This is a genomic window from Roseovarius sp. D0-M9 (assembly GCF_037083805.1).
In the GTDB taxonomy this organism is placed as follows: domain Bacteria; phylum Pseudomonadota; class Alphaproteobacteria; order Rhodobacterales; family Rhodobacteraceae; genus Roseovarius.
Genome location: NZ_JBAPKZ010000014.1, coordinates 1 through 19811, shown reverse-complemented (window position 1 = coordinate 19811; position 19811 = coordinate 1). Strand labels below are relative to the sequence as shown.

Annotated in this window: 19 protein-coding genes; 14 read left to right on the top strand and 5 right to left on the bottom strand. The window is 63.1% G+C overall.

Annotated elements, in window-relative coordinates:
• Window positions 1-226 precede the first annotated feature (226 nt).
• From rpsB to V8352_RS10845, 3 genes are all read left to right on the top strand, one after another.
• Window positions 227-1108 (top strand): 30S ribosomal protein S2, encoded by an 882-nt coding sequence (gene rpsB, locus V8352_RS10855; protein ID WP_336424313.1) that lies wholly within the window; start codon window positions 227-229, stop codon window positions 1106-1108.
• A 75-nt stretch (window positions 1109-1183) separates the two neighbouring features.
• Window positions 1184-2056 carry a translation elongation factor Ts gene (gene tsf / locus V8352_RS10850; RefSeq protein WP_336424312.1) on the top strand — a complete coding sequence of 291 codons (873 nt, stop codon included), beginning with the start codon at window positions 1184-1186 and terminating at the stop codon, window positions 2054-2056.
• Window positions 2057-2316: 260 nt separating this feature from the next.
• Window positions 2317-2721 carry a universal stress protein gene (locus V8352_RS10845; protein WP_336424311.1) on the top strand — a complete coding sequence of 135 codons (405 nt, stop codon included), beginning with the start codon at window positions 2317-2319 and terminating at the stop codon, window positions 2719-2721.
• Window positions 2722-2859: 138 nt separating this feature from the next.
• On the opposite strand, the gene V8352_RS10840 is transcribed toward V8352_RS10845, so the two are convergent.
• The 3 genes from V8352_RS10840 to V8352_RS10830 form a co-directional block, all read right to left on the bottom strand.
• Entirely contained in the window at window positions 2860-3741 is an 882-nt protein-coding gene (locus V8352_RS10840; RefSeq protein ID WP_336424310.1) for a lysophospholipid acyltransferase family protein, read from the bottom strand.
• A 132-nt stretch (window positions 3742-3873) separates the two neighbouring features.
• Window positions 3874-4317, bottom strand: coding sequence for a type II 3-dehydroquinate dehydratase (gene aroQ, locus V8352_RS10835; protein WP_336424309.1), 444 nt, complete (start codon window positions 4315-4317; stop codon window positions 3874-3876).
• 70 nt (window positions 4318-4387) lie between these two features.
• On the bottom strand, window positions 4388-5044 hold the full coding sequence (locus tag V8352_RS10830) for a GntR family transcriptional regulator (RefSeq protein ID WP_336424308.1): 657 nt from the start codon (window positions 5042-5044) through the stop codon (window positions 4388-4390).
• A gap of 151 nt (window positions 5045-5195) precedes the next feature.
• On the opposite strand from V8352_RS10830, the gene dctP reads away from it, so the two are divergent.
• The 9 genes from dctP to V8352_RS10785 all read left to right on the top strand — a co-directional run bounded on the left by dctP (window position 5196) and on the right by V8352_RS10785 (window position 14677).
• Window positions 5196-6182, top strand: coding sequence for a TRAP transporter substrate-binding protein DctP (dctP, locus tag V8352_RS10825; protein ID WP_336424307.1), 987 nt, complete (start codon window positions 5196-5198; stop codon window positions 6180-6182).
• A gap of 210 nt (window positions 6183-6392) precedes the next feature.
• Window positions 6393-6941, top strand: coding sequence for a TRAP transporter small permease (locus V8352_RS10820; protein WP_336424306.1), 549 nt, complete (start codon window positions 6393-6395; stop codon window positions 6939-6941).
• Window positions 6941-8257: a TRAP transporter large permease gene (locus V8352_RS10815; protein ID WP_336424305.1), complete on the top strand. Its 1317-nt coding sequence runs from the start codon at window positions 6941-6943 to the stop codon at window positions 8255-8257. The genes V8352_RS10820 and V8352_RS10815 overlap by 1 nt, the downstream gene beginning before the upstream one ends.
• Window positions 8254-9501 (top strand): malonyl-CoA decarboxylase, encoded by a 1248-nt coding sequence (locus tag V8352_RS10810; protein WP_336424304.1) that lies wholly within the window; start codon window positions 8254-8256, stop codon window positions 9499-9501. The genes V8352_RS10815 and V8352_RS10810 overlap by 4 nt, the downstream gene beginning before the upstream one ends.
• A 3-nt stretch (window positions 9502-9504) precedes the next feature.
• On the top strand, window positions 9505-11022 hold the full coding sequence (locus V8352_RS10805; protein ID WP_336424303.1) for a malonate--CoA ligase: 1518 nt from the start codon (window positions 9505-9507) through the stop codon (window positions 11020-11022).
• A 150-nt stretch (window positions 11023-11172) separates the two neighbouring features.
• Window positions 11173-11724 (top strand): 3-hydroxyanthranilate 3,4-dioxygenase, encoded by a 552-nt coding sequence (locus V8352_RS10800; RefSeq protein WP_336424302.1) that lies wholly within the window; start codon window positions 11173-11175, stop codon window positions 11722-11724.
• Between the two features lie 88 nt (window positions 11725-11812).
• Window positions 11813-12805: a TRAP transporter substrate-binding protein gene (locus V8352_RS10795; RefSeq protein ID WP_336424301.1), complete on the top strand. Its 993-nt coding sequence runs from the start codon at window positions 11813-11815 to the stop codon at window positions 12803-12805.
• Between the two features lie 118 nt (window positions 12806-12923).
• Window positions 12924-13418 carry a TRAP transporter small permease gene (locus V8352_RS10790; protein WP_336424300.1) on the top strand — a complete coding sequence of 165 codons (495 nt, stop codon included), beginning with the start codon at window positions 12924-12926 and terminating at the stop codon, window positions 13416-13418.
• Complete coding sequence (locus tag V8352_RS10785; protein WP_336424299.1) at window positions 13415-14677, top strand: TRAP transporter large permease; 1263 nt, start codon at window positions 13415-13417, stop codon at window positions 14675-14677. Before V8352_RS10790 ends, V8352_RS10785 begins: the two co-directional genes overlap by 4 nt.
• On the opposite strand, the gene V8352_RS10780 is transcribed toward V8352_RS10785, so the two are convergent.
• Together V8352_RS10780 and V8352_RS10775 are read right to left on the bottom strand one after the other, a co-directional pair.
• Window positions 14641-15603, bottom strand: coding sequence for a LysR family transcriptional regulator (locus V8352_RS10780; RefSeq protein WP_336424298.1), 963 nt, complete (start codon window positions 15601-15603; stop codon window positions 14641-14643). The two genes, V8352_RS10785 and V8352_RS10780, sit on opposite strands and share 37 nt — an antisense overlap.
• Before the next feature lie 3 nt (window positions 15604-15606).
• Window positions 15607-16395, bottom strand: coding sequence for an aspartate dehydrogenase (locus V8352_RS10775; protein WP_336424297.1), 789 nt, complete (start codon window positions 16393-16395; stop codon window positions 15607-15609).
• Between the two features lie 118 nt (window positions 16396-16513).
• On the opposite strand from V8352_RS10775, the gene V8352_RS10770 reads away from it, so the two are divergent.
• Together V8352_RS10770 and V8352_RS10765 are read left to right on the top strand one after the other, a co-directional pair.
• A complete protein-coding gene (locus V8352_RS10770) occupies window positions 16514-18667 on the top strand; it encodes a xanthine dehydrogenase family protein molybdopterin-binding subunit (protein ID WP_336424296.1) in 2154 nt (717 codons plus the stop codon).
• Complete coding sequence (locus V8352_RS10765; protein WP_336424295.1) at window positions 18664-19617, top strand: dihydrodipicolinate synthase family protein; 954 nt, start codon at window positions 18664-18666, stop codon at window positions 19615-19617. The genes V8352_RS10770 and V8352_RS10765 overlap by 4 nt, the downstream gene beginning before the upstream one ends.
• Window positions 19618-19811: the final 194 nt, after the last annotated feature.

Sequence of the window (19811 nt, the reverse complement as noted above, 5' to 3'; positions counted from 1 at the left end):
GATGAAATCTTTTGACAGGAATGCGCCGTGAAAGAGCGAAAATCACGATGCGGAGGATCTGCATCAAGAGCACTTGCGTCAAGGCCCCGGTCCGTTTATGCAGCGCCTACTAGAAATCCGCAGGCACGGGCGGGCTGACCCGGGGGAGACATCCCCGGCAGTCCACCGGTTGAGGGAAAACCCCTCTCACCCCGTGCCGAGGCGAAAACCGGAAAAGGAATACGGCATGGCTCTTCCCGAGTTCTCCATGCGTCAGCTCTTGGAAGCTGGCGTTCACTTTGGTCACCAGACGCAGCGTTGGAACCCCCGCATGGGCGAGTTCATCTATGGCGCGCGCAACGGCATTCACATCATGGACCTGACGCAGACCGTCCCGATGCTGGACGCTGCGCTGAACGTCGTGCGCGAAACAGTGGCCAAGAACGGCCGCGTCCTCTTTGTGGGCACCAAGCGTCAGGCCGCAGCGCCCGTCGCCGAAGCCGCCGAGAAATGCGCGCAGTATTACATGAATCATCGCTGGCTGGGCGGCACGCTGACCAACTGGCAGACAGTCTCGAAGTCGATCCACCGCCTGAAGGAGATCGACGAGTCGCTCGAGGCTGGCGCCGAAGGTCTGACCAAGAAAGAGCGTCTTGGCATGGAGCGTGACCAGACCAAATTGCAGGCGTCGCTGGGCGGCATCCGTGAAATGGGCGGTGTGCCTGACCTTCTCTTCGTCATCGACGTCAAGAAAGAGCAGCTGGCCGTGGCCGAAGCCAACAAGCTGGGCATCCCGGTCGTCGCCATCGTCGACACCAACTGCTCGCCCGATGGCATCGACTACATCATCCCCGGCAATGACGACGCGGCTCGCGCCATCGCGCTCTACTGCGATCTGATCAGCCGCGCCGCACTGGATGGCATGACCGCCCAGATGGGCGCCGCAGGCATCGACATCGGCGAAATGGAAGAGGCCCCCGCCGAGGAGGCCGCGTCGACTGGTGTGGAAACCGGCGACATCTCGCACGAGGCCGTGCACGACGACAAGCAGACCAAGGATGCGCCGCTGGACATCAAGTCGAGCGAAGAAGTGTCGGACATGGCTGCCAAGGCCGGTCAGAACAGCTGATCTTCGGCTGATCCCAACATATCAGCGTCCGGCGGCAGTCCCGCCGGGCCGTTTTGACAAATTCAGGAGAGCCCAATGGCAATCACTGCTGCAATGGTGAAAGAGCTGCGCGACACGACAGGCGCAGGCATGATGGACGCGAAAAAAGCGCTGACCGAAGCGGATGGCGACATGGACGCCGCCGTCGATTGGCTGCGCACCAAGGGCCTTGCCAAGGCCGCCAAGAAATCTGGCCGCACCGCGGCCGAGGGTCTGGTTGCCGTCAAGGTCGAGGGTGGCCGCGGCGTCGCCGTCGAGATCAACTCTGAAACCGATTTCGTCGCCAAGAACAGCGATTTCCAGAAGATGGTCTCGTCCATCGCGGATGCCGCCGTCAAGGTGGATGACGTCGAGACGCTGAAGGCGGCCGATCTGGGCGGCAAGACCGTCGAGGACACGGTCACCGACAAGATCGCGACCATCGGTGAGAACATGACCCTGCGCCGGATGGCGTCCATCGAGGGCGCAAGCGTGGTCTCCTACGTCCACAACGCCGCAGCCGAAGGCATGGGCAAGATCGGCGTTCTGGTCGCGCTCAACGGTGACGAGGCGTTCGGTCGCCAGATCGCCATGCACATCGCCGCGACCAACCCCGTCGCATTCGACGAAGCATCGCTGGATCCGGCGGTCGTCGAGAAGGAAAAGCAGGTCCAGATGGACATCGCCCGCGAGAGCGGCAAGCCCGAGCAGGTCATCGAAAAGATGATCGAGGGCCGCATGAAGAAATTCATGGCCGAGTCCACCCTCATGGGCCAGGCATTCGTGATGAACCCGGATCTGACGGTCGAGGCCGCCGCCAAAGAGGCCGGCGCCGAGATCACAGGCTATGTCCGCCTCGAAGTGGGTGAGGGCATTGCGGTCGAAAAGGAAGACTTCGCCGCTGAAGTCGCCAAGATGGGCCAAAGCTGAGCGCTTTCAGCTTGGGTCGAGATTTGGAGGAGCGCGCCCAAAAGGCGCGCTCCTTTTCTTTTGCGACTACCCTCTAGACCCTGACGCGAGGTCGCGCACTGCCGTTGACGAAAAGCGCCGGATGCCGATATCGTGCTTGAATAAGCTTCACCGTCCGCGGCCGGATCGGGCCGCAGAGCGCATGCGCTGTAAATGATCTGCATCAATTCCATGAGCCGACATGATTGCTATCATTCTGGAAATGTCAGGGAGGTATTTACATGTATGACAACATCCTTATCCCGGTCGTCTTCGAGGGCGATCACAATCACACCAAGGCGCTGCAAATCGCGTCCTTGGCTGGGCCGAATGCCAAGATCACCTTTTTGCACGTGATCGAGCAGTTGCCCACCTATGTCATCTCGTATGTTCCCGAAGGGGCCTCTGAGGATCTTCGCGACGAGTTGCAAGAGCATATGAACAACCTGACCAGCAACCTGCCAAATGCCGAAGGGAAGATCATCACCGGCCATTCGGGCCGCTCGATCACGGATTATGCCGACAAGAATGGGGTTGATCTGATCGTTGTCCAATCCCACAGGCCCGGTTTTGGGGACTACTTCCTGGGCAGCACGGCGGGGCATATCGTGCGCCATGCAAAGTGTTCAGTGCATGTGATCCGGTAATGTGACTGCTGCCCTATGCGGGGCGGCTGGTTGGCTGCATGGGCCTGAATGGCGCTGGGGTTGGGCCGAAAGGCGCGCGCCTTTCCTTGAGTGGCAAGCTCGGCTGTCTCGCAACACCAGACAGCTTACTTGTATCGGTCAGGCGCGGTGATTTGCTTCGAATTCAAAGCCCATCTCCGTGGCCACGATGGGGCCGGGTGACAGCTTGTATGTCGCCTCACGCAGAAAATTCATCATCGCCTTGGCGTCGCCCGCCATGGGTGCCAGAACCTCGCGGCCGATCGGGGCACCGATGGCGACCTTGACGGGAGTGTCGATGCGTTTCTTGAACTCCTTGATCAACAGGCCCATCCGCAGGGTGTAATGCAGGTGGCTGGCAAGCTGAAACATGCGCGATGTATGGCCATCAAAATAGATCGGCACGATCTGCGCCTGTGACTTAGCGATCATGCGCGCGGTAAAACAGCGCCATGCCGGGTCCATGGGCCGCGAAAACGGCTTGGCGGCGGTGCTGACCGTGCCACCGGGAAACACCCCCACGGCGCCCCCTTCAGCCAAAAGGTCCAGCGCCATGCGGCGCGTCGCCAGGTTCTGCTCCAGCGCCTGCCTGTCGCCATCGAAACGGATCGGCAACAGGTATTGGCCCAGATCCGGAGCAAGACTGAAGATGGAATGGGCCATGATACGGAAATCGCCCCGCGTGCGTGCCATGATCCAGCCCAGCATCAGCCCATCCAGAATGCCGTAGGGGTGATTGGCGATAAAGATGACGGGGCCTTGGCGCGGGATCAGGTCGAGGCTGCCCGAGACGACATTCAGGCTTAGCCCATAGCGGTCTGCCATAACCTCGAAGAAGCTGCGCCCGGCGGCGACGTCCACTTCGTAGCCTGCCGCACGCTTGATCAATCCCCGGCGGCCCGAGGTGGTCTCCATCAGTCTGATCAGTGCCTGTCCGGGCTTGGTCTGTGCCGAATGTGCATAGCTTATCGTCTTTGCGGTCATCTTTTCGACAGAAGGCATCGCCGGCGGTCTCCACGCTATTTTCGGCAATCCTAGCGCGGCCTTGTGACATCCGCATGACGGGGGCGAGTCACTGGCGCATGCGAGGGCGCAAGGCGCGCCCGAATTCTGCCAGCGCAGCAGGGATCGCCCTTACGTTTTCTGTGCCAGATGCGCTAGCAAGCCGTCCATTGCCATCGGATATCCCGACGGGCCAAACCCGCAGATGACGCCAAGCGCGACCTTGGCGATGTAGCTGACGTGGCGAAAATCCTCGCGGGCGTGGACGTTGGACAGGTGCAACTCGACCACCGGCAACTCCACCGACGATATCGCATCCATGAGCGCGATCGAGGTATGCGTATAGGCCCCGGCATTCAGGATGATGCCGCCATGCACACCCTTGGCGGCATGGATATGGTCCACCAGCGTTCCCTCGCAATTGCTCTGGGCGAATTGCATTTCAGCCCCTCGCGCGGCGGCGTGCGCGCGGCACATCGCCTCGATATCGGCGAGGGTCGTCTGGCCGTAGACCTCGGGTTGGCGCGTGCCGAGCAGGTTCAGGTTTGGCCCGTTCAGGATCAGGATCGAGGTCATTGGATGTGCTCCTTTGGACTCTGTTTAGACCGCAGGAGCCAGCCCTGTCGAGATGGCACGGCGCCGCGCTCTATTCGGCGGCCGGTCGCAGGCTGGACATGAGGTAGTGAAACTTCTCGCCCTGAACGGCGACATGGGCGCGCAAGGCATCCGCGGCGCCGGGCGCATCCCCGCGCGTCAGCGCCTCGACGATGGCCTCATGCTCGGCCATGGACTGCGCGAGGCGACCGCGCAGGCGCAGCTGCTGGCGCCTGAACGGGCGCAGGCGGCGTTGCAGTTTCTCGGCCTCCTTCAGCAAAAAGCTGTTGCCGGACTGAACGTAGATGATCCGGTGAAACCGTTCGTTTTCAATGTAATAAGCTGCGGGGTCCGCTTGCTCGACGGCTTTTCGGCACAGCGCGTTGGCGGCGCGCAGGTCTGCCAGCGCCGCATCGGTGATGCGCAGTGCGGCCAGCCGGGCGGCGGCGGCCTCAAGCTCGGCCATGACCTCGAACATCTCGATCAACTCGACCGGGCCGGGCTGGCGCACAAAGACGCCCCGACGCGGGATCTGCTCGGCCAGCCCAGATTGGGCGAGCTTTTGCAGCGCCTCGCGGATGGGCGTGCGCGAGACTCCGAATCGTTCGGCGAGCGCATTTTCATCCAGCCGCGCGCCCTCTGAGAAGGTGCCGTCAAAGATCAACTCTTCGACGGTGTCTGCAATGATATCGGCGCGGCGTTTTTCCATGGAGACACGATAGCGCCAGCCCGCGCGCATGCAAAGATAAATTTATTGTATACAAAAAGATTGACTTCGAAAACGCGGCGCGCCTAGGCTTCAAGTCACGCAATCCGGCGGGGAGGCCGGATCACGAAAAAACAGTCTGGGAGGACACACCATGAAATCGATGCTCAAGACCGCTGCTGCGGCCACTGCCCTGATGGCGCTGGGATCGGCCGCCGCCGCGACCGAATTGCGCCTGTCGCACCAGTGGTCCAATAACGACATCCGTCACAAGGTGGCCAAGATCGTCGCCGATGAGGTCGCCGCTGCCGATGTCGATCTCGACATCAAGATCTTTGGCTCAAAGTCATTGTTCAAACCGCGCGAGCAATACAAGCCGCTGAGCCGTGGCCAGCTGGACATGACCGTCTTTCCGCTCAGCTACGCAGGGGGGCAGCAGCCTGCCTTCAACCTGACGCTGATGCCCGGACTGGTCAAAAACCACGACCACGCCGCGCGCCTGAACGAAAGCCCCTTCATGGAGGCGATCGAGGCCAAGATGGCCGAGGATGACGTCATGGTGCTGGTCCATGGCTATCTTGCGGGCGGCTTTGCCGGCACGGACAAATGCATCACCAAGCCCGAAGATGTCGACGGCTTGCAAACCCGCGCGGCAGGCAAGGCGTTCGAGCAGATGCTGGCAGGCGCTGGCGCCTCCATCGCGTCGATGTCTAGTGCGGATATCTACAACGCGATGCAGACCGGCGTTCTGGATGCGGCCAACACATCGTCCTCGTCCTTTGTCAGCTATCGCATCTACGAACAGGTGTCGTGCTATACGCCTGCCGGCGACGTGGCGCTTTGGTTCATGTATCAGCCGCTTTTGATGAACAAATCCACATTCGAGGGTCTGTCCGAAGAGCAACAGCAAGCCCTCACAGATGCGGCAGCCAAGGCCGAGGCCTACTACCTTGATGAGGCCAAGAAGGAAGACGCGGATTCGGTTCAGGTGTTCAAGGATGCCGGAGTCGAGATCGCCGAGATGAGCCAGGCCGATTTTGACGCCTGGCGCGCAATTGCGGCGGAGACCTCCTACAAGGACTTTGTCGAAAACGTGCCGGATGGGCAGGAGCTTCTCGACATGGCGCTGGCCGTCGAGTGATCCGCACGAGGGTAGGGGCGGCGCATTTGCAGCCCCTGCCGCGCGCCTGAAGGCGACAAATACCCTTTGTCATGCGTGCGGTGCCACTCATCGCAACACTTGCCGGCCCGCTCGAACGGGTCGGCAAACGTCTGGCGGCCGCAGCGCGGCGCGGGCGAACCAGGGCTCTTATCCCGGAGTGTCTGGAACCAATAACAACAGGAGCGCGAAATGGCCGGACAGCTGACGCACCGGGTTGCCAGAACAGGCGACAATTCGTTTCTAAAGATTGTTGCAGCGATGTCGACACTGGCGGGCTGGACCTCGGCGGCGATGATCGTCGTCGCGGTCGGCATTACCTGTCAGATGATCTTTGTGCGGGCGGTGTTGAACCAATCGACCATTTGGCAGACCGAGATGGTCGTCTATCTGATGATCGCCGCGACGCTGATCGGGCTGCCTTATGTCCAGCGCCTGCGCGGGCATGTGAATGTCGATCTGATTCCCATCGCCCTGCCGCCGCGTGCGCGGTTCGTCATGGCCTGTTTCACCCTGTCGCTCAGCGCGGCCATCGTCGCGGTGATGCTCTACTACGGGTATGACTACTGGCATTTCGCGTGGGAGCGTGGCTGGCGCTCGGACACGATCTGGGGCGTAAGGCTCTGGATTCCTTACATGTCCATCCCAGTGGGCTTTGGCTTGCTTTTGCTGCAAATCATCGCGGATCTGGTTGCCCTCGTCCTGCGCATTGATGCCCCTTTCGGTCTGGAGGACACCTGATGGATCCGCTTCTACTTGGCGCGCTTGTCGCGGTTTGCACCATCGCGGTGCTCTTTTCCGGCGTCTCGGTGGCGCTGGGTCTGCTGATCGTCTCGGGCGGATTTCTGGTGGTGTTCGACGGAATGCGCTCGCTCGAGTTGATGCCCGAAATCTTCTTTGGCAAGCTCGACAGCTTTGCCCTGCTGAGCATTCCGATGTTCATCATCATGGGCGCCTCAATCGCCTCGACCCGCGCGGGCGCCGACCTTTACGAGGCGCTGGAGCGGTGGTTGACGCGTATTCCCGGCGGGCTGGTGATCTCCAACCTGGGGGCCTGCGCGCTCTTTTCGGCCATGTCCGGCTCCAGCCCCGCGACCTGCGCGGCGATCGGCAAGATGGGCATTCCCGAGATGCGCAAGCGCGGCTATCCCGACGGCGTCGCGGCGGGCAGCATCGCGGCGGGCGGCACCCTTGGCATCCTGATCCCGCCATCGGTCACCATGATTGTCTATGGCATCGCGACCGAAACCTCGATCGGGCGACTTTTCCTGGCCGGGGTCATTCCGGGGTTGCTGCTGGTGGCGCTCTTCATGGCGTGGTCGATCTATTCGACGTGGAAATCGGGCAACATCGAGGTTCTGACAGCCGGCAGCTACACGTGGCGCCAGAAGTTCGAGATCCTGCCACGCGTCCTGCCTTTCATTTTCATCATCCTTGGCGTTCTTTATGCCATGTATGGCGGGATCGCGACGCCGTCCGAGACGGCGGCCGTCGGCGCGCTTCTTTGCATCGTCATCGCGGTGGTGATCTACCGCCTGTGGAGCCCTGCGGGCCTTTGGACGATCCTGCGCGATTCCACCCGCGAGTCGGTGATGATCCTCTTCATCATCGCGGCGGCGGGCGTCTTCAGCTACATGCTGAGCAGCCTCTTTATCACGCAGAGCATCGCGGAATGGATCGGCACGCTGGATGTCAATCGCTGGGTGCTGATGGGCGCAATCAACGTCTTCCTGCTGATCGCGGGCTTTTTCCTGCCGCCCGTTGCGGTGATCCTGATGGCCGCGCCGATCCTTTTGCCGATCATCACCATTGCGGGGTTTGATCCGATCTGGTTCGCCGTGATCCTGACGATCAACATGGAAATCGGCCTGATCAGCCCGCCCGTTGGCCTCAATCTCTATGTGATCAATGGAATCGCGCCGGACATCTCGCTCAAGACGATCCTGATGGGCTCGCTGCCCTTCGTGGCCTGCATGGTGCTGGCAATCGTGCTGCTTTGCTTCTTTCCGGGTCTGGCCACCTGGCTGCCCGACTATGTCATGGGGAATGCCGTATGACTGTACTCAGCGATCTTTTGGCCTCGGTCTTCGAGCGCGGGGCAGGCGGTGCGCGGCGCGGCGATTGGAGCAAGCGCCCCATCGAGGAGTTGGCGGACGCGCTGATCAGTGCCCATGGTGAGACGTCGGGCGCGATCCTGGCCGAAAGCATCCTGTCGCGGTTTCGCGGCATGGACGACGCAGCGAAACTGGCGTTTTTCCACCACCTCGCGGGCGCCATGAACATTGATCCCGCGGCGGCGCGCAGCGCGCTTGAGGCATATGAGGCCGAGCCGTCCAAGGCCACGTATCGCGCCTTTCTCGCCGGGATCGAGCCGCCCCGGCAGGAGTTGATCCGCCGCCTCAATCAAGTGGCAGGCGCCACCGGCGCGCTGGTGGAGATGCGCGCAGATCTTCTACGGCTGGGCAAGGGCACGCCTGAGCTGGAGGCACTCGACCTTGATTTTCGCCATCTCTTTGCCTCGTGGTTCAACCGGGGTTTTCTGAATCTTAGACGTATCACCTGGAACACCCCAGCGCAGACGCTGGAAAAAATCATCGCCTATGAGGCGGTGCATGCCATCGACAGCTGGGATGACCTGCGCCGGCGCGTGCAGCCCGAGGATCGGCGCTGCTTTGCGTTCTTTCACCCTTCCATGCAGGACGAGCCGCTGATCTTCGTCGAAGTCGCCCTGACGCACGGCATTCCGGGCGCGGTGCAGCCCCTTTTGGCCGAAGAACGCAAGACGTTGAAATCGGGCGCGGCCGATACGGCCGTATTTTATTCAATCTCCAACTGTCAGGCGGGTCTGGCGGGCATTTCCTTTGGCAATTCCTTGATCAAGCAGGTGGCGACAGATCTTGCGTCCGAGCTGCCAAACCTTGCGCGCTTTGTCACGTTGTCGCCCATTCCGGGACTGATGTCGTGGCTGGAGGCCGAAGGGCACAGCCCGGCCAAGGCCGATTTGCCGGGCGTTGCCGCCTATTACCTGCTGAACGCCAAGGGGCGGGCTGGTCTGCCGCGCGATCCGGTCGCGCGCTTTCATCTTGGCAACGGGGCGGTCGTTCATGCCTTGCACGGGGAGGCCGATCTGTCGCAGAAGGGCCGCGCACAATCGGGCGGCGTGATGGTCAATTACCTTTACGATCTGCGCCGCACGGCCGAGCGGCACGAGGCATTTGCCGGGACCGGCGCGGTTGCCGCCACAAGCGCGGTAAAATCGCTGGCCTCCGCCGCCGAGACCAAGTTGACCAAAGGAGCCTGAGCCATGGCAAACCCGCTATATGACACGCTGTTCGGACGCCATGCAGGCAGCGATGCGCCTTTCTTGCATCTGCCGGATGGCGGGCAGATCAGCTATGCGGGCTTTCTGGCCATGGCGGCGCGCATCGCGGGCCACCTGTCGGCCTTGGGGCTGAAGCCGGGCGACCGTCTGGCCGCGCAGGTCGCCAAATCGCCCGAGGCGCTGGCTCTCTATGCTGCTTGCGCGCAGACGGGCGTGGTGTTCTTGCCGCTGAACACGGCCTACACGCCGACCGAGGTGACGTATTTTCTGGAGAACTCCGGCGCGTCCCTCGTCATTTGCGATGGCGCCGGGCGAGAGGCGTTGGGCCCCATTGCGGCGGGCCTTGGCGCGCAGGTGGCCACGCTCAACGCCGATGGCAGTGGAAGCCTGATGGAGGGCGCGGCGGACCATTCCGAGACGTTCCCCACGGCAGAGCGCGGCGCGGATGATCTGGCCGCGCTTCTCTACACCTCGGGCACTACGGGCCGGTCCAAGGGCGCAATGTTGAGCCAGCGCAACCTGCTGAGCAATGCGCAGGTGCTCAAGGACGAGTGGCGCTTTACCAGCGATGACGTGCTGCTGCACTGCCTTCCGATCTTTCACACCCATGGCCTTTTCGTTGCGACCAATGTGACGCTGGCGGCGGGGGGCGCGATGATCTTCCTGCCCAAGTTCGATGTCGACGCGGTGCTGCACCATCTGCCGCAGGCGACGACCATGATGGGCGTGCCCACCTTCTACACCCGCCTGCTGGACGATGCCCGTTTCGATGGCCCCGCAACGCAGCATATGCGCCTTTTCACCTCGGGCTCTGCGCCGCTGCTGGCCGAGACGCATGACCGTTTCAGCGCGCGCACGGGGCATGCGATTCTCGAGCGCTATGGCATGACCGAAACGAACATGAACACCTCCAACCCCTATGAGGGCGACCGCCGGGCGGGCACGGTGGGCTTTCCGCTGCCGGGGGTCGAGCTGAAGGTTTGCGATCCGGCGAACGGTCAGGAATTGCCCCAAGGCGAGGTCGGCCAGTTGGAAGTGCGCGGCGAGAACGTCTTTCAGGGCTATTGGCAGATGCCCGAAAAGACCGCCGAAGAGCTGCGCGAGGATGGCTTCTTCATCACCGGCGATCTGGGGCTGATCGACGAACGCGGCTATGTGCAGATCGTCGGGCGGGGCAAGGATCTGATCATTTCGGGCGGCTACAACATCTACCCCAAGGAGATTGAGCTGGTGCTGGACGAGCAGGCCGGCGTGCTGGAAAGCGCTGTGATCGGCGTGCCGCACCCCGATTTCGGCGAGACCGTGGTGGGCGTTCTGGTGCCCGAGGCCGGTCAGACGCCCGACGCTGATGCGATCATGGCTGCTGCTGGCGAGGCGCTGGCGCGGTTCAAGCATCCCCGCAAGTTGATCGTGCTGGACGAGTTGCCGCGCAATACGATGGGCAAGGTGCAAAAGAACATCCTGCGCGAGCGCTACGGCGATCTCTTCACCGGCGAGTAGCGCGCGCTTGCAGTCTGCGCCGCTTTGGTCAAAGCTATGCGCCAAAGCGGTGGCTATCACAAATCGCGATAGCGAATTTCGGCCTCACCAATTGCGCAAGGGCGCACCGGGGGCGGAAACTGGTGCCCACCGCCCATCGGAGGAGAGGTCATGTCCAGACTGGCAGCGTTCAACTTTCACAAATGGATAGACGAGCACAAACATCTGTTGAAGCCGCCCGTCGGCAACAAGAAGGTGTTCGAGGATGCCGATCTGATGGTCACGGTCGTTGGCGGGCCCAACAGCCGCACGGACTATCATGATGATCCGGTCGAGGAATTCTTCTACCAGCTCAAGGGCGACATGCTGCTCAAGCTGAAGGATGGCGATGATTTCTATGATGTGCCGATCCGCGAGGGCGATGTGTTTCTCTTGCCGCCACATGTGCGCCACTCGCCGCAGCGCCCGCAGGAGGGCAGCATCGGCCTGGTGATCGAGCCCAAGCGCCAGACCGGCGAGCTGGATGCGATCGAGTGGTACTGCTTTGACTGCGGCGCGCTGGTGCATCGCGCCGAGATGCAGCTGAAATCCATTGTGGACGATCTGCCGCCTGTCTATGAAAGTTTCTATGCCTCACAAGAGGCGCGCACTTGCCCCGAATGTGGCAGCGTCCACCCCGGCAAGACCGCGCCCGCAGGCTGGGTCCAGCTGGATCCTGCATAAGACCAAGCGCCCCGCAAAGAGAGGCGCATAGACACCAACCGGCCCCAAGCCACACGGCCCAAAGCCACACGGGAGGAGAGACCCCACAATGACGATCACACTGAAATTGCCCGCCGCCCTCGCGGCCTCGGTGGCAGCCGCCACGATGCTGATCGCAGGCGCCGCTGCTGCCAAGGACATGCGCCTTGGCCTTATCACACCGCCGCAGCACATCTGGACGCAGGCGGCCGAGGATTTCGGCGCCGATCTGGCCGAAGCCACGGACGGGGCGCATAGCATCACGGTCTTTCCGGCGCAGCAACTGGGGTCCGAGGCCGAGATGATGCAGCAGCTTCAGACCGGCGCGCTCGACATGGCCTTTCTGACGGTGGCCGAGGTCAGCAATCGCGTGCCGGACTTCGGTGCATTCTACGCGCCCTATATGGCTCAGGACATCGCCCATGCAGGCCGCATCCTGCAATCGGATCTGGCGCTGAGCATGCTCGATGATCTGCCCGCCAAGGCGGGTGTCGTCGGCATCGGTTATGGCATGGCTGGCCTGCGCCAAATCGTCTCAAGGGGCGAGGTGACATCCGCCGACGATCTTGCGGGCAAGAAGCTGCGCATCACGCCCTTCAAGCCGATCCTGGATTTCTACAACCTGCTGGGCGCCGCGCCCACGCCCATGCCGCTGCCTGCGGTCTATGACGCGCTGGCCAATGGGCAGGTCAACGCCATCGACATGGACGCCGAGCTGATCTGGAAGCTGAAGTATTTCGAGCAGGCCGACACCGTAATCGTGTCGAACCACATGATGTTCCCCATGGTCGGCCTCGTGTCCGCCCGCGTGTGGAATGATCTTTCGGAAGAGGACCGCGCCACCATCACCGAGCTGATGAAAAAGCGTCTTGATGAATGCATCGCGACCTATGTCGTCAAGGATCAGGAGTGGCTCGATCAGGTGCGCGGCACCGACACGGCCTTTCTCGACGTGGGGGCCGAGTTCTTTGGCGACGTGCCCGACGAGTGGGATGCCATCTGGTCCGAGCAGTCCTCGGTACTGGGCGAGATGCGCGCTGCGGCTGCTGCCTCTGCGGAATGAGCGGCTGAAAAGCTAGGTTGATGGCCGCCCCGATGACGGGCGGCCACATTCACGTCTGAAGGTCAGGATGAGGGGCAGGGTGCTGCACAGGATTTCACATGCATGGGCGCGCGCCGAGATGGGTATCGCCGCGATTCTGGCGGTGGCGATCACTGTTCTTGTGCTGCTCAACGTCATCACCCGCGCGATGAACGCGTCGATCTTCTGGGTCGATGAGGCGGCGATCTATGCGATGACGTGGATGACCTTTCTGGCGGCCTCGGCCGCTGTGCATTTCGGCCAGTCCGTCAGTGTGACGCTCTTTACCGACATGCTACCCGCCTCCGCGACGCAGATCGCCCGCAGGGCCGTCGATGTCACGGTTTTGATCTTCGGCCTCTTGATGCTCTGGTTTTCATGGCGGTGGTTCATGCCGCTGGAGCTTGCGCGCGCGGGCTTCGATACAATGGCGTTTCAGGTCGAGACCTTTAATTTCATATATGCCGAGCCGACGCTGACCCTTGGGGTTCGCAAGTTCTGGCTGTGGCTCATCATGCCGATCTTTGCGGCCGGCCTGACGCTGCACGCGGTCTCGAACCTGTCAGGCCCTGCGCGCCGGGTGGCACCGACATGACGGCCGCGCTTTTCCTTATCCTGCTGTTTGGCGCTGTGCCGATTTCCATCGTGCTGGCCATGACCGCGATGAGCTATATCTGGCAGTCGGGAAACACTGTTCTGTTCGACAGTTTCGCCCAGCAGATGTTTGCAGGCACCGAAAATTACGGCCTGCTTGCCATCCCGCTCTTCATGCTGACGGGCGAGCTAATGAACGAGGGCGGCATGACCCGGCGCCTCGTGAATGCCGCGCGCGTTCTGGTCGGCGGGTTCCGCGGCGGCCTCGTCTGGATCAACCTTCTGGCCAACATGTTCATGGCCGCGATCATCGGATCGGCCGTCAGCCAGATCGCGGTGATGAGCCGCGCAATGGTGCCCGCGATGGAGCGAGAGGGCTATGATCGCGGCTTTGCGGCGGCCACGACGGCGGCGGGCGGCCTTTTGGCGCCGGTGATCCCGCCCTCGATGCTGTTCGTGATCTATGGCGTTCTGGCGCAGATCCCCATTGGCGACATGTTCCTTGCGGGCATCATTCCGGGGCTGATGATGGCGGGCAGTTTCTTTGTCGTCGTCACGCTGATCGGCCTTGCCGCCCAGTTTCCCAAGGGCGAATGGATGAGCGCGCGCGATGCGCTGGCGGCCATCCTTGCCGCGCTGCCGGCCGCGCTGATCCCGGTGGCGATCATCGGCGGCATCGTCCTGGGCATCGCCACGCCGACCGAGAGCGCGGCTGTGGCCTCCCTGATTGCATTTCTGCTGGGCTGGCTGGTCTATGGCGAGCTGCGCCCCCAGCACCTCAAGTCACTCTTTTTGCGCACCGCGCAGAATGCGTCGTTGGTGGTCTTCATGGTCGCTGCCGCGAATGTCTTTGGCTGGGTGGTGATCTATGAGGCGATTCCCCAAAGGCTGGCGGCGCTGATCACGTCGCTGACTGCGGACCCTTTTGTCTTCCTTCTGATCGTGATGGGCGCGCTCTTGCTGGTGGGCATGTTGATCGACGGGATCGCGGCGCTGATTCTTGTCACTCCTATCCTGCTGCCCATCGCCACGGGGGATTACGGCATCAGCCCCTTTCAGTTCGGCGTCGTCATCAGCATCAATCTGGCGCTTGGCCTGTTGACCCCGCCTGTCGGCGTCGGCCTCTATATCGCGGCCTCGATGAGCGATGTGAAACCGACGGCGATCTTTGCCGCGCTCTGGCCCTTCCTCGTCGCGGTGGTGCTGGTGTTGCTGGCGGTCTGCTATTTCCCCAGCCTATCCTTGGCGCTGATCGGCTGAGCGACCGCGCGCAGCGCATCCAGCATGGCGGCGGCAGCAGGCGGCAGGGAGGTGCCGGTGCGAAAGGACGCGCCGACTGGGCCATCGCCAAAGGGCAGGGGCAGGGGCAACTCCGCCAGCGCGCCGCCGGGATCGCCCTCGACCAATTCGGCGGGCATGGCGCAGATCATGTCGCTGCCCGCCAGCAACGCGCGATTGGTCACAAAGCTGACCGATTCCACCATGCGCGGCGGCACATATTGCCCCTCATCGACAAAGAACTGGTCGATCTGTCGACGCAGCGTCGTGTCACCGGGCGGCAGGATCCAGCCATGGCCGCGCAGATCGTCAAATCCCAGCTCCCGCGCCGCCAACAGCGGATGGCCAGCCCGCACCACCAGCGCGATGCGCCCCTGCATCAGCCGAACCTGCGTCAGGTCCGAGCGGTGACGCTGCACCGGCAGGCGCCCGACAACGAGATCCAGCTCGCCCGCGCGCAGGCGCGGCATCAGCACCTCGTTGGTGCCCTCGACGACCTTGATGACGAGGCCGGGCCGCGCGTCCTGCACGCGCGCGATCGCCTCGGGCAAGAGCCGCGCCGAGGCCGCAAGAAGCGTACCGATCACGATGCGCCCCGCATTGCCGCCCGCGATATCCTCGAGCTCTTGCGCGGTGGTGCCGATCTGCGAAAAGATCAGCTGCCCGCCCCGGATCAGCGCCGCGCCCGCCGCCGTCGGAACGACCCCTCGATTGGTCCGCTCGAAAAGCTGCACGTCGAAATCGACTTCGAGATCTTTGATCATCTTGGTCGCGGCGGGCTGCGACAGGTTCATCTCGCGCGAGGCATGCAGAATGCTGCCGTGGCGGCCCACGGCAATCAGGAGGCGCAACTGGCGCAGCTTCAGCCGGTTTATGACGCGGCTGGTGATCTGGGAATGGCCCTGCATGGATCAGATCCGCATCCAGCCGGCCTCACGGCGCAGGGCATGCACCGCGCTCATCGCCGCGAGGGCCGATGATTTGGGGTTGTCCGGCAAGGCGTTGCCTTGAACCCTGAAATCAAGGCTACCAAATGCGCCTATCGCCTCGATCCGGTGGGTGTTCTGCGTGGCCGCTGGATCGGCGATCAGCTGCACCTCCGTGGCATCGAACCCCATGCCTGCCAGCGCCACGGCGGCGGCGACATTCGCGTTCTTGGGGTATGCGAGGGCGGCGGCGCGGGCCGTGCCGGTGAAATGCGCCGTCGCCTGGCCGAGCGCCGCGAGGTCGAGCACCTCTTCGGCGGGCGATCCGGCCCAGCCCTTGGGCGGCTTGGTGCCAGTATAGCGCACGCGTTCAAGCCCGCCGACACGGCCCGCCGCCAGCGCATCCAGCGCCCCGATGGCGCCGGAGGCCAGGTGCAGCGTGCCGCCGCCGCGCGCCGCCGCGCGCTCAAGCTCGGCCATGAGGCCCGCATCCGCCAGCGCCCCGAGCGACAGGGTGACAAGGCGCCGCCCCGATCCCAGGATTTCCGGCCCATGGGCGGCCAGCCCTGCATGCCCGGCGCAATCCACGATCAGCTCTGCGCGCGCGGCCAGATCCTGCGCGCGCGTCACCACGTCGAGGCCAAGCGCCGCATGGGCGGGTGCCTCGCTTCCCGCGCGCGCCAGCACTGCACAGGCGGGCAGGCCGCCGTCTGCCAGCATGCGCGCGACATAGCGCGCGATGGCCCCGTAACCGATGATGCCAATGGATGTCATGCTGCGCGCTCCCGTCCTTTTTGCGCGAGATTACGCATTGCCAAACCCATTGGCTATCGGTTTTCGTGATAGCGACGCGCGGCCTCGGTATTTGCGGGCTCCGTGGCGGCGGGGCAAGGTGAGCCATGACCTTCCCGAGCGTGGCAACCCTTTCATGAACGGCGATCTTGGCGATCAGGCCCTTCGCGACCAGACCCCGGATGCGCTCTTGCGCGGGGCAGGGCGCTATTGCGACGACATTGCCTTGCCCGGCGCGTTCCACGTGGTTTTTCTGCGCAGCGATGAGGCATCGGGCGCGATCACGGCGCTTGAGGCCTCGGAGGCGGCTGGGATGCCGGGGGTGCGCGCGGTTCATACGGGCGCTGATGTCGCAGGCGTGGCCGCGCTGCCGGTCAACGCGGTGATGCCGCTGGCCCGTGTGCCCAGCTTTGCAGTGCTGGCCAAGGACCGCGTCGATGCCGTGGGACAGCCCGTCGCCGCCATTCTGGCCCGGACGCGCGCCGAGGGCATGGATGCCGCCGAGGCGATCTTGCTGGAGATCGAGGCAGATCCCGATGCCACTGGCGACCCGGCGCAAGGCCCCATTGCCGAACAACACTGGTCTGCCGGGGACGCGGCTGGCGCCATGGCGCGCGCGGCGCACCGTATCGAAGCCGAGGTGATCCATGCGCGCTGCGCGCCGCTGAGCCTTGAGCCGCGCGGCATTGCCGTGCGCCCCGAGGCAGATGGCGGGCTGACCATCTGGCATTCCACCCAGACCCCGCACCGCACGCGCAGCCATCTGGCCGAGATGCTGGGCATTGATGCTGGCCTCTTGCGGGTGATCGCCCCTGACGTGGGCGGCGCCTTTGGGATGAAGGCGTCGCTTTATCCCGAAGAGGTGTATTGCGTCTGGGCCGCCCATAGCTTGCGCGTGCCCGTACGCTGGCGCGCAACACGGAGCGAGGATTTTCTGTCGGCCACTCATGGGCGCGGTATCGCCATGCGTGGAACGCTGGGCATCGACGCAGATGGCCGCTTCAGGGCGCTCAGCGCCGAAATTGATGCGCCGCTGGGCCATTGGCTGCCCAATAGCGCGCTCATCCCCGGCTGGAACGCCGCGCGGATTCTGCCCTGCGGCTACGACGTGCCGGCGGTCGACATAACTTCGACCGCCACTTGCGCGCGGCGCGCTGCGACGGGCATCTATCGCGGGGCAGGGCGACCCGAAGCGGCGGCCCTGATGGAGCGGCTGGTAGACAAGGCCGCGCGCAAGCTCGGCCTTGATCCCTTCGACATCCGCCTGCGCAACCTGCCGGATGCGGACCAGTTTCCACGGGGAACGGCCACGGGGCAGACATTGGACAGCGGCGATTACGCTGGTGCGCTGCGCCGCCTGCGCCAGCTCTCTGGCTATGACGCACTGGCGGCCGAAGTGCAGCGCCGCCGCGCCGGCGGCGATCTGGTGGGCCTCGGTGTCGCATTCTTTCTCGAACCTTCGGGAGAGGGCTGGGAGAGCGCGCGCGTGACTTGGCACGAGGATGGCCGCGTCGAGATCGCCAGTGGCAGCTCGGCCCAAGGTCAGGCGCGCGCGCGCAGCTATTCGGCGATCGCGGCCGAGGCCCTCGGCGTCCCGCCCGGCGATATCGACGTGCGCTATGGCGACAGCGGCACATGCCCCGAAGGCATCGGCGCGCTTGCCTCGCGCAGCACGGCCATCGGCGGCAGCGCCGTGCTTGAGTGCTGTCGCGCGCTGCGGGCGGCGCGCGACGCGGGCGATGCCTTGCCCTTGGTGCACGAGACACGGTTTGAGACGCGCGGGCAGGCATGGGGCTATGGCGCCTATCTGGTGCAGCTTTCGATTGATGCGGAAACGGGCGCACCGCAGATTGAGGCCGCATTCTGTGTCGACGATGCGGGCCGTGTCGTGGATGCGCAGAGCGCCAGCGATCAGATTGTCGGCGGCTTTGCCCAAGGCGTCGGCGCGGCCCTGATGGAGGCGGTGCGTTACGACGCCTCGGGTCAGCTCCTGACTGCCTCGCTGATGGATTACGCCGTGCCGCGCGCAGGTGACATGCCGCCTCTCACGCTGGCCGAATTGGCAACGCCCAGCGGGATGAACCCGCTGGGCGCAAAGGGCGTGGGCGAGGCGGGCACGATCGGCGCGCCGGCGGCCATTCTCAACGCCGCCATTGACGCCTTGTCGCCCCTCGGGGTGCAGGATTTGCAAATGCCGCTGACATCGCAGACGCTCTGGCACGCGATGCAGGCGGCCAAGGGAGACAGGTCATGAAATATTCCAAGCTGGACGCCAAGGAGTATGCACGCGCGCATATGCGCGGCATCTGGGCCGCCGCCCTTAATCCATTCGCCCCGGATGGCGCGCTGGATGAGGCAGGTCTGCGCCGCAACATCAGGCATTGGGTGGATGATCTTGAAATCCAAGGACTTTTCATCTGCGGCAAGCAAGGGGAATTCTTTTCCATGTCGCTTGAAGAACGCAAGCGCAACTTCGAGATCGCGGTCGACGAATGTGGCGGGCGTGCTGGCACCATCATGTCGGCCTCGGACCAGAATTTCGACACCGTGCTCGCGCTGGCGCGTCATGCCGAGGCTTGCGGCGCCGATTACATCGTGGTCCATGCCCCGATGCTGCACTTCGTCACCGATCATGACGAGACAGTTTACAAATATTACAAGGCGATATGCGACGAAGTTAATATCGGAATTGCAATGTGGAGCCATCCCGACAGTGGCTACCTGATGTCGCCTGAGCTTTGCGCGCGGATCGCCGAGTTGCCCAATATCGTGGCGATCAAATACTCGGTCCCGCGCGAAATGTATGTGCGCCTCAGCCATATGGTCGGGGACAAGATCCATGTCTCGACTGCGTCCGAAGTGGAGTGGCTGGACAATATCATCGAACTGGATTGGAAGCTCTACCTTTGCTCGTCGCCGCCATACCAGCTGCAATCTGCCGTCGACCGGCGCATGCATGATTATACGCAGCTGGCTTTTGCCGGGCGCATTGATGAGGCACGGCGCGTTCGCGACAGCCTTGACCCGGTGCGCGAGGCGTTCAAACGCACCAAACCGGGCGGCAAGCCTCAGGCGCATGGCAAGTACTGGCAAGAGCTCTTGGGCCAAGTCGGCGGCCCTGTACGCGCGCCGCTCTTGCAACTGACCGATGCGGAGAAAGCCGCCGCGCGCGAGGCGTTCGAAACCTGCGGGCTGAAGGTGTAAAGTGATTTGGTATCAGCCATCTACCGGGCGAAGCTGTCGTGGCGCATGCTTATCCATAATTTACATAATATTGATTATACGAAATTTGGACGTGCGTTGGCACATTCCATTTTGGATTGCATCACTGGATAAATTTCTGATGCAGATCAGGAGGATGTGATGAGACGCCCCTACCGCAAATTGAACCTGGATGA